Origin of the sequence: Schnuerera sp. (assembly GCF_035459645.1) — a bacterium.
In the GTDB taxonomy this organism is placed as follows: domain Bacteria; phylum Bacillota; class Clostridia; order Tissierellales; family Tepidimicrobiaceae; genus Schnuerera.
In genome coordinates this window covers 1-9,980 of sequence record NZ_DATHXO010000471.1, presented here as the reverse complement: position 1 = coordinate 9,980, position 9,980 = coordinate 1, and the positions used below count along the sequence as shown (strand labels likewise).

Annotated in this window: 9 protein-coding genes; all 9 read left to right on the top strand. The window is 30.3% G+C overall.

All coding sequences use genetic code 11. The annotated features are described in order from the left end of the window. On the top strand, positions 1 to 1,897 hold a 1,897-nt coding region (locus tag VK998_RS11125), incomplete at its 5' end, for a M28 family metallopeptidase (RefSeq protein WP_325228300.1). 108 nt (positions 1,898 to 2,005) lie between these two features. Further along, positions 2,006 to 2,710 carry a PrsW family intramembrane metalloprotease gene (locus VK998_RS11120; protein ID WP_325228299.1) on the top strand — a complete coding sequence of 235 codons (705 nt, stop codon included), beginning with the start codon at positions 2,006 to 2,008 and terminating at the stop codon, positions 2,708 to 2,710. A gap of 64 nt (positions 2,711 to 2,774) precedes the next feature. Beyond that, positions 2,775 to 3,980: a CapA family protein gene (locus VK998_RS11115; protein ID WP_325228297.1), complete on the top strand. Its 1,206-nt coding sequence runs from the start codon at positions 2,775 to 2,777 to the stop codon at positions 3,978 to 3,980. A gap of 114 nt (positions 3,981 to 4,094) precedes the next feature. Next, entirely contained in the window at positions 4,095 to 4,931 is an 837-nt protein-coding gene (gene cdaA / locus VK998_RS11110; protein ID WP_325228295.1) for a diadenylate cyclase CdaA, read from the top strand. Then, positions 4,909 to 6,126 carry a CdaR family protein gene (locus VK998_RS11105; RefSeq protein ID WP_325228294.1) on the top strand — a complete coding sequence of 406 codons (1,218 nt, stop codon included), beginning with the start codon at positions 4,909 to 4,911 and terminating at the stop codon, positions 6,124 to 6,126. Before cdaA ends, VK998_RS11105 begins: the two co-directional genes overlap by 23 nt. Before the next feature lie 10 nt (positions 6,127 to 6,136). Further along, positions 6,137 to 7,222 carry a butyrate kinase gene (gene buk, locus VK998_RS11100; protein ID WP_325228292.1) on the top strand — a complete coding sequence of 362 codons (1,086 nt, stop codon included), beginning with the start codon at positions 6,137 to 6,139 and terminating at the stop codon, positions 7,220 to 7,222. Continuing rightward, entirely contained in the window at positions 7,222 to 8,124 is a 903-nt protein-coding gene (gene ptb, locus VK998_RS11095) for a phosphate butyryltransferase (protein ID WP_325228290.1), read from the top strand. Before buk (VK998_RS11100) ends, ptb begins: the two co-directional genes overlap by 1 nt. A gap of 13 nt (positions 8,125 to 8,137) precedes the next feature. After that, positions 8,138 to 9,214 (top strand): butyrate kinase, encoded by a 1,077-nt coding sequence (gene buk / locus VK998_RS11090; RefSeq protein WP_325228288.1) that lies wholly within the window; start codon positions 8,138 to 8,140, stop codon positions 9,212 to 9,214. 15 nt (positions 9,215 to 9,229) lie between these two features. Continuing rightward, on the top strand, positions 9,230 to 9,904 hold the full coding sequence (locus tag VK998_RS11085; RefSeq protein ID WP_325228286.1) for a nucleotide-binding protein: 675 nt from the start codon (positions 9,230 to 9,232) through the stop codon (positions 9,902 to 9,904). Positions 9,905 to 9,980 lie beyond the last annotated feature (76 nt).

Here is a 9,980-nt window from a genome sequence, read left to right as displayed (position 1 = left end):
TTTAGAGTTTTTAACATCAGAAGAATGTAATGGGAGGTTACCTGGAACAAAAGGGAATGCAAGGGCTGAAGAATACATAGAGAATTTTTTTAAAGAAATTGAATTAGAACCTTATGATGATAGTTATTTATTTGAATATATTCACTCGGGCTGGGATATTATAAAAGAAAATTTTAATATGGCAATTGAATTTTCTAATGGAGAAGTTATGAATTGTAAATATGGAGAAGATTATATAGAAAATTTTATGACTAATATAGAGTTTAAAGGCGAATTAGTTATGGATTATGAGAATGTAGATATGAAAAATAAATTTGTATTACTAGAAAACAGAAATAATATAGGAAACGTAAGAGATCAGGCTACAGGAGTTATATACCCCGTAGATAGTTTTAGAATTGGGGTTCCTAATTATCAGGAAAATATAATGCCTATAATACAAATAAGTTCAAAAGTCTATGACCAGATAATAGAAAAGGGAGTATCAGAAATTTATATAAAATTTCAAATAGAAGGGGAGAATGAAGAATTCCCTCAAAATAATGTAGTAGGCATACTTCCAGGACAAAATAGGGATAATGCTATAGTGTTAACTGCTCACTTTGATCATGTTGGAAGTAAAGGAGATATGATATGGCAAGGTGCTATAGATAATGGTACTGGTGTAGCTGCATTAATAGATATAGCAGAAAAGTTGAAAAGTTATTCAGAAAAAGAAATATTAGAACAAGATATTGTATTTTGTGCCTTTAATGGAGAAGAGTCTTTTTTTCAAGGGAGCATACCATTTGTAAATGATATATCAAATAAATATGAAAACTTATATAATATAAATATAGATTCTGTAGGTGCAAAAAATGGTGGCAAGCTATTAATAGATGGACAAGGAGAAAATAATAAACTCATAGAAATATTAGCTGATTATTTTAGAAAGTACGATTTTAATGTATCTACAGCTAAATCATTAACTATAGGATCTAGTGACCATAGACAGTTTATAAATAACGGTATAAATGGAGCGGGTTTATCCCAAGAAGGATGTGAAGATATAATACATACTTTAGAGGATAATTTTGATAAGGTAGACATAAAATATATAGCAAAATTAAGCGAAACTATTGTAGATTTTATAATAGATAATTCGAGAAAGACATTTGAACCTTTACAAATTAATGTATATAGAGATGGACTTGACGAGAGATCAAAAATAAGAGATGAATTAAATTTGAATGAATATAAATATACAGAGATTGATGGAAACATAGAATTAATTGGAAAAAATAGTGAACTTTATTATGGCCCTTTTTTTGAAGAAAGTGACTATAATAAAGGGATAAGAGTTCAAGATTTTTATAACGCCTATCCTCAATTTCAGTTTCCAGAGAATTTAGGAGGATATCAGTTAAACTATATAAAAATTGTTGATGATTCAGAAGTTTATATAGATAATTCAGAATTAGATAAAGTATATACTGTAGAAAACAAAATAGAAAATATAGAATTATTATTTATTGCATATAAGATTAAAGGAAAAGAACTTTGTAAAGATAATGTACTGAATGATAATATTCGTATTATTATATTTAGAGAAGATAAAAAAAAAGACATAAAAGTTAATTATCAAGAGTTTTATGAAAATGAAGTAGATGACAATGGAATTATAATTGATAAAGCAACATATTATCCAGTATATAGAAAATCAGATAACAAGTTAAATGGTTTATATAGAAAAGTAGAAGAAAAAGATAATACATTTCATGTGATGATTACTGTTTTATATCATGAAGAAGATGATTGGCAGTATGAGACCATAGGAGAGACTGTAGATGCTGTTAAAGAACTTAATATTTATACTTTAATTCAAGATATATTGGATGTATTTTTAAATTCTAAGTAATATAATAAAGTAGTTTTAAAGGCTGTATTTAGATAAAATATTAAATTCTGAATACAGTTTTTGTTTTTTACCAATAATATAATTAACTATATTATTGGAGGGGATATTTTGAATATTAGATTATTTGTGATAGCTGTAACACCAGCAATAGCTATAATATTTGGTATATATTTAAGTGATAGACATGACAGAGAACCAGCAAAGTTATTGATACTAACGTATTTATTAGGAGCTTTAGCAGTAATACCAATTTTAATAGTTGAAGAATTACTATTGAGTATTAATCTTTTTTCAGGAGTATTGGGGGCTGCTTATACAGCTTTTATTGTAGCAGGATTTACAGAAGAATATTTTAAAAGACTAGTTATATTAAAAGTTCCTTATAAAACAAAATATTTCAATGAAAAATTAGATGGAATAGTTTATGGAGTATTTTCAGCTATGGGATTTGCTACTGTAGAAAATATAGTCTATGTTGTATATAGATATGCCAACAATCCTCATGTTGGACTATATAGAGGGATATTTTCTGTTCCAGCCCATGCAGTATTTGGTATAACTATGGGATATTATCTATCTTTAGCAAAGTTTGATACAGATAGCAAAAGAGCTAGAAAGAACAGGAGAAGATCTCTTTATATGCCTATCCTTCTTCATGGAACCTTTAATTTCATATTAATGTCTGGCATACCTCAACTTAGCCTATTGTTTATCCCTTATGTAATCTATATATGGTGGATAAACCAAAGAAAGTTAAGCAAATTCATATATGATTCCAAAACTAGGGTTATAGATATTGAAAGAGAAGAATAACTAGGTTGAAAAATCTTTTCATAAATTGTAAAATAATAATATAACCTATGAAATGGGGATATTTATGAAAAGGGTATATATTATAGTATTAACATTAATTGTTGGAGTTTTTTCTTTTTTTATTGCCAATCAACTTTTACCTAATCCAGAAAGTGTAAATACTAGGACAAGCCTTCATGAAGAAGTAGAGCCTTTGCCTTCTATAATAGAACCAGAAGAATTAATAGAAGAAAAGATAACTACTGCTACTTTATTGGCAGTAGGAGATATAATGTTTCATATGCCTCAGGTGAGAGCTGCCTATGATCCAGATACTAAAGCCTATGATTTTAAAAATGTATTCCAATACGTAAAAAGATATATAGATTCTGCTGATTTATCTATTGCTAATTTTGAAACGGTTACAGCAGGTAATGAAATTGGTTTTTTTGGGTTTCCTAGATTCAACTCTCCTGAAGAAACTTTAAAAGCTATAAAATATGCAGGCTTTGACATACTTACTACTGCTAATAATCATGCACTAGATCAAGGAAAAGAAGGTTTATTGAATACCATAGAAGTTATTAAGAGGGAAGGAATGAAAAATATAGGAACTTATAAGGAGCCTAACACCCAAATATTAATTGAAGAAATAAACGATATAAAGATTGCTTTACTATCATATTCCTATGGTTTTAATGGACTTGAATATACTTTAACAGAAGAAGAACTTTCTTATATAGTAAATAAAATAGATGAAGATATTATTAAAAATGACATAAAAATAGCAAAAAATTTGGAGGCAGATGTAGTTGTGATTTATGTTCATTGGGGTAACGAATATCAGAAATACCCTTCAGAATATCAAATAGGGCTAGGAAGGAAAATGATAGAATGGGGTGCCAATATAGTTTTAGGAAGTCATCCCCATGTAGTGCAAGAAACAGAAATTATCAACTACAATGGTAAAGACAATTTCATTATATATTCTATGGGGAATTTTTTATCTAACCAGAGGAAAGAAACCATGGATAATAAATATACTGAAGACGGAATAATGGTAAAGATAGAATTAGAAAAAAATCATTCAAATAATGATACCATTATTAAAGATATTGTTTATATACCTACTTGGGTTAGAAGGTATACAAATAATGGATTAAAATATGAAATATTACCTATTGAAGATTTTTTAGAAGATGAAGAGCTTTATTATAAAATAGATGAGGTGGAGATAAAGAGGATTAAAGAGTCTTTAAATAACACCTTGGACAAAATAATCAAAGATTGACTATATTCTGAATATATTAACATTTATAAAATACCATATATTTAGTTCAAATTACTATACATTTGTTATATAATAATAATGTGTGGTAAAAACATTAAAAAGGTGTGGTAACCCTTGGAATCTTTAAAAGGATTATTTTTAAATTTAAGAGTAAGAGATATTATAGATATTTTAATAGTAGCTGCAGCTTTTTATAAACTGTTTATGTTGATTAGGGAAACAAGGGCTGAACAGCTTACTAAAGGGATCTTGGCTTTGTTTGTATTTACTAAGATAAGTGAATGGATTGAGCTTTATACTGTATATTGGATTTTAGAAAAAACCATGACAGTAGGAGTTTTGGCCATTCTTATAGTTTTCCAGCCTGAATTAAGAAGAGCCTTAGAATATATAGGCAGAAGTAGTTTTTTTACTAAATCCTTTATAGAAGTAAAAGATGAAAGTTTAAGTCAAATAGTAGACGAGATTGTAGAAGCAGTAGCTTCCCTTTCTAGACAGAAGATAGGAGCCCTTGTAGTTATAGAAAGAACAACTGGTTTAAGTGAAGTAGTAGAAACAGGAACTAAAATAAATGGTAAAGTTTCTAGCGACCTTCTTATAAATATTTTCATTCCAAATACTCCTCTCCACGATGGTGCTGTAATTATAAAAGAAGACATGATTAAGGCTGCTGGATGTTTTTTACCACTAACAGACAACACTTCTCTTAGCAAAGATTTAGGTACTAGACATAGGGCAGCACTTGGTATCTCTGAAAAATCCGATAGTTTAGCTATAGTAGTATCAGAAGAAACAGGGGCGATCTCTATTGCTGAAAGTGGTAGCTTAGCTAGATACTTAGATACGAAAACATTAAGACAAATATTGATGGATATGTACAAACCAAAGGTTCAAAAACAAACATTTATTACAAAATGGAGGCGAAAAGATGAGCAAAGAGAAGAGGAATGATTTAACATTAAAAATCTTTGCTTTAATTATAGCTATCATTTTGTGGAGCTATGTTATGAGTGAAGTAAATCCACCTTTTACAAGTGAATTAAAAAATGTAAATGTAGATTTTATAAACGAATCTGCTTTAGAAAGACAAGGATTAGTTGTAATGGAACCTAAGAATGCAAACATTAAGGTAAGTGTTTCCGGTAGAAGGTCTGAAGTATTACAAGTATCCAGGAGCGATATCATTGCACAAGTCGATTTAAATGGCTATTCCGAAGGGAATGTAAAAGTTCCTGTATATGTCCAAGTTCCAAACGATGTTAGAATAGTAGATTATAGTCCTAAAGAAATTTTATTTAAATTTGATAAAATTATTAGAAAGGACAGTACTGTAGTCGTTGAAACTCAAGGGAAAATACCTCAAGGATATGTTTTAGGTACTCCTGAGATAAAACCTCAATCTATATATATAGAAGGGCCGAGAACTTGGATAAACCTTGTAGAAAAGGCTATAGCTTTTGTAGATGTTTCAGATAAAACAGAAGATATTAGAGTAACTGTTCCTATCAAAGTTGTAGATGATGAAGGGAACGATGTACGAGGAGTATCAAAGGATCAAAATGTAGTTGATATTTTTATTCCTGTATATCAAACAAAAAAAGTGCCAATAGAATTACAAACTGAAAATCAACTGCCAGATAATTATGAAATAGTAAATGTAAACATAAATCCAAGTACTATTGAAATAAAAGGGAAAAAAGATGAACTAATAGGAATAAACTCTATTAAGACTGAGCCTATAGATATAAATTCTTTTATAGACAATAGAAATGTACCAGTAAAATTAGAAATACCAGAAGGTGTAAGCTTGACTAATCCAAATCAAGAAATAACTATAAATTTAAATATAGAAGAAAACATAACTAGAACTTTTGATTATATTTTAGAAGACGTAGAAGTTATTAATATGGATTCAAGTCTTCATATAGATGAGGAAGAATTAAATAAATCTTTTACAGTTACTGTGAAAGGTATTAGTTCTCAAATTGAAATATTAGATGAAGAGGATATAGAGTTAAAACTAGACTTAGAGGATTTAGAAGAAGGAACTCATAGGGTTAGTATAGAAACTATAGTAGATGACGGAATTGAAATAATAAGTGTTCTACCTGAAAACTTTGATATTTCGTTAATAAAAGAAGAATAAGGAGGAAATTATGGATAGGAAATATGTTTTAGTAATTAATCCTGGTTCAACCTCAACTAAGGTAGCAATTTATGAAGGAGAAGTAAAAATCAAATCATATAAATTAGAACATAGTAAATATGAATTAGAAAAATACGATGATATTTCAGAGCAATATCAATATAGACTAGATTTAATTCATAAATGGTTAGAAAAGGAGAATATTAGTAGAACAAATTTAAAGGCAGTAGTAGGTAGAGGAGGATTACTAAGACCTATTCCAGGAGGTACCTATCTAGTTTCGGACAAGATGATTGAGGATTTAAGATTAGGTATTAGTGGTGAACATGCTGCAAATTTAGGAGGAATTTTAGCAAGAGGAATTGGAGATGAAGAAAATATTAATTCCTATATAGTGGATCCAGTATCTGTAGATGAATTTGAAGAAGTAGCAAGAATTTCAGGATTAAATTTAATAGAACGCAAGTCTTTAATACATGCTTTAAATATTAAAGCTGTATCCTATAGAAGAGCTAAGGAGTTGAACAAAAAGTTACAAGATCTAAATTTTATTGTAGCTCATTTAGGTGGAGGTATTTCTATAGCTCCTGTAAAAGGTGGGCGGATGCTAGATGTAAATAATGCTAGTGAAATGGGTCCTTTTTCGCCAGAGAGAGCAGGAGGGTTGCCAGTTGGAGACTTAGCAAAAATGTGTTTTTCTGGAGAGTATAGCATCGAAGATATGAAAAGGAAAATAAAGGGAAAGGGTGGGCTAATGTCTTACCTGAGTACCATAGATGCTAGAGAAGTAGAAGACAGAATTAATTCTAAAGATGAATATGCAAAATTGATATATGATGCAATGATATTTCAGATAGGTAAGGAAATAGGAGCAATGGCCACAGTTTTAAAGGGAGAAGTAGATAATATTATTTTAACTGGTGGTTTAGCTTATTCAAATTATTTAGTAAAAAGTTTGAAGGAAATGGTATCATTTATATCTAATGTTATAGTATACCCTGGTGAAGATGAAATGGGTGCTTTAAACAAAGGTGTATTAAGAGTCATAAATAAAGAAGTAAAGCCTAAAATATATGAAGATGAGGTGATGTGCTAATGATTAAATCCTTTGCTGATCTAATAAGCTTAGCTCAAGAAAAAGGCAAAAAGAAATTGTCTGTTGCAGTAGCAGAGGACAAACCAGTATTAGAAGCAGTTAAAGCTGCAGTTGATTTAAATATAATAGAACCAATTTTAGTAGGAGACAAGCTGAAAATAGAAGCAATAAGTAAGGAAATAGGATTGAATTTATCTGAAATTGAAATAATCCATGAAAAAGATGGTGTTTTGGCAGCGAGGAAAGCTACAGAATTGGTTAGCAGTAAAAAAGCAGATGTTTTGATGAAGGGATTAATAGATACTTCTGTTATAATGAAACAGGTATTGGATAAGGAGATAGGTCTTCGAACTGGGAAGGTAATCAGTCATGTGGCTGTCTTTGATGTTGAAACTTATCACAAGATTTTCTTTGTAACAGATGCAGCTATGAATATTAGTCCTAATTTAGAACAAAAGAAGGAAATTATTGAAAACTCAGTAGAGTTAGCTCATTCCTTGGGAATTCAAACTCCCAAAGTAGCTGTAATTGCTGCTAAGGAAAAGGTTTCCCCTAAGATGGAAGCAACTATTCATGCAAAAGAATTAGCTGATATGAATGAAAATAATCAAATTAAAGATTGCGTTGTAGAAGGACCTTTTGCTTTAGATAATGCTATTTCAAAAGAAGCAGCTGAGCATAAAGGAATTAAATCTATTGTAGCTGGTGATACAGATATATTACTAATGCCAGATATAGAAGCAGGAAATGTACTTTATAAATCTTTAACTTTTTTAGCAGGTTCCAAAAGTGCTGGAATAATATTAGGTGCAAAAGCTCCTATTGTATTGACTTCAAGAGCAGATAGCCAGGAAGCAAAACTACATTCTATTGTATTAGGAGTATTATTAACATCAAAATAGAGGAGGCTAGCAAATGGCGGAAAAACATAGACTACTTATTATCAATCCAGGTTCTACATCTACAAAGATTGCAGTTTTCGATGATGAAAATATAATATTTGAAGAAACTTTAAGACATTCTGTTGAAGAACTATCAAAATACGAAAAAATATTCGATCAATATGAGTTTAGAAAAAATATAATTTTAGAAACTTTAAAAGAAAACAAAATTCCTATCAATTCTCTCTCAGGGATTATTGGTAGAGGAGGATTGCTTAAGCCTATAGAAGGTGGAACTTATGAAGTAAATGAGAAAATGTTAGAGGATTTAAAAGTTGGAGTACAAGGAGAGCATGCTTCGAATTTAGGTGGTATTATAGCCTATGAAATTGCACAAACAATAGATGCCAAAGCTTTTATTGTGGATCCAGTTGTTGTTGATGAATTAAAAGAAGTATCTAGAATTTCCGGATTAAAAGAAATTGAAAGAAAAAGTATATTTCATGCATTAAATCAAAAAGCAGTTGCAAGAAGACATGCTAAATTTAAAAATAGAATATATGAAGATATGAATTTAATAGTAGTCCATTTAGGAGGGGGCATTTCTGTAGGAGCCCATGAAAAAGGAAAGGTAATAGATGTGGCTAATGCTTTAGATGGTGAAGGACCTTTTTCACCAGAAAGATCAGGTAGTCTACCTGTAGGCGATTTAATCAAGCTTTGCTATTCTGGAAAATACAGTCATGAAGATATCAAAAACATGATAAAAGGAAAAGGGGGAATAGTTTCTTATCTAAATACCAATAATGCATTGGAAGTGTGTGAAAGGATAGATGCAGGAGACGAATATGCAAAATTAATTTATTATGCTATGGCATATCAAGTTGCAAAGGAAATAGGTAGTTGTGCCGTGGCATTAAAAGGGAAGGTAGATGATATTTTATTAACTGGTGGTATAGCTCATGATAAAATGTTCACAGAGTGGATAAAAGAAAGGGTCGACTTTATATCCGATGTGTATATCTATCCTGGTGAAGATGAGTTAACCGCATTGGCAGAGGGTGGATTAAGAGTTTTAAGAGGAGAAGAAAAAGCAAAAGAATATATTTAGAATTTAGGTGAAGATATGCTAAAAGATAAAAGATTAAGGTTTATTATTGGGCATTATGGCAGTGGGAAAACGGAGTTTAGTATTAATTATGCAGTAAAATTAGCAAAAATGGGCAGAAAAGTGGCCATAGCAGATTTAGATGTAGTAAACCTCTATTTTAGGAGTAGGGAAAAAACTGACCAGTTAGAGAAACTTGGTATAAAAGTTATTGGAAGTTCCATTAAGGGAGCAGCAGTAGATATACCAGCTATTTCTGCAGAAATAGAAACTCCTATGCAAGATGCTTCTTATGAAGCAATTATAGATGTAGGAGGTGACCCTGCTGGAGCGAGAACTTTGGGAAGATATAATAAATATTTTGTCCCAGGGGGATACGATATGTTTTTTGTGTTAAATGCCAATAGACCTGAAACTCAGACGGTTGATAAAACTATAGAGTATTTAAGGAAAATTGAAGATACAGCTAGAGCTAAAGTAACAGGCATAGTAAACAATACTCATATGTTAAAAAGTACAACTGTAGAAGATGTATTAAAAGGTCAAGAATTAGCAAAAAAAGTTTCTGAAAAAATTAACATACCAATTAAATATATATCTACTATAGAAAAAGTCGCAGAAGAATTACCAGATAATTTACAAGGCGAAATATTCCCGATGACTTTATATATGAGGGAAGAGTGGATGGTCTAACAATATAAAACATAAGGAGGTTTTATGATGGCCAAAGTAAAAGGAAAGGTAACATTCCAAGAAGACCTTTGCAAAG

Bases quoted from the DNA above. Each gene is read 5' to 3' on its own strand.
- VK998_RS11115 (WP_325228297.1), top strand. From the start codon at position 2,775: ATGAAAAGGGTATATATTATAGTATTAACATTAATTGTTGGAGTTTTT.
- VK998_RS11105 (WP_325228294.1), top strand. From the start codon at position 4,909: ATGAGCAAAGAGAAGAGGAATGATTTAACATTAAAAATCTTTGCTTTA.
- buk (WP_325228292.1), top strand. From the start codon at position 6,137: ATGGATAGGAAATATGTTTTAGTAATTAATCCTGGTTCAACCTCAACT.
- ptb (WP_325228290.1), top strand. From the start codon at position 7,222: ATGATTAAATCCTTTGCTGATCTAATAAGCTTAGCTCAAGAAAAAGGC.
- buk (WP_325228288.1), top strand. From the start codon at position 8,138: ATGGCGGAAAAACATAGACTACTTATTATCAATCCAGGTTCTACATCT.
- VK998_RS11085 (WP_325228286.1), top strand. From the start codon at position 9,230: ATGCTAAAAGATAAAAGATTAAGGTTTATTATTGGGCATTATGGCAGT.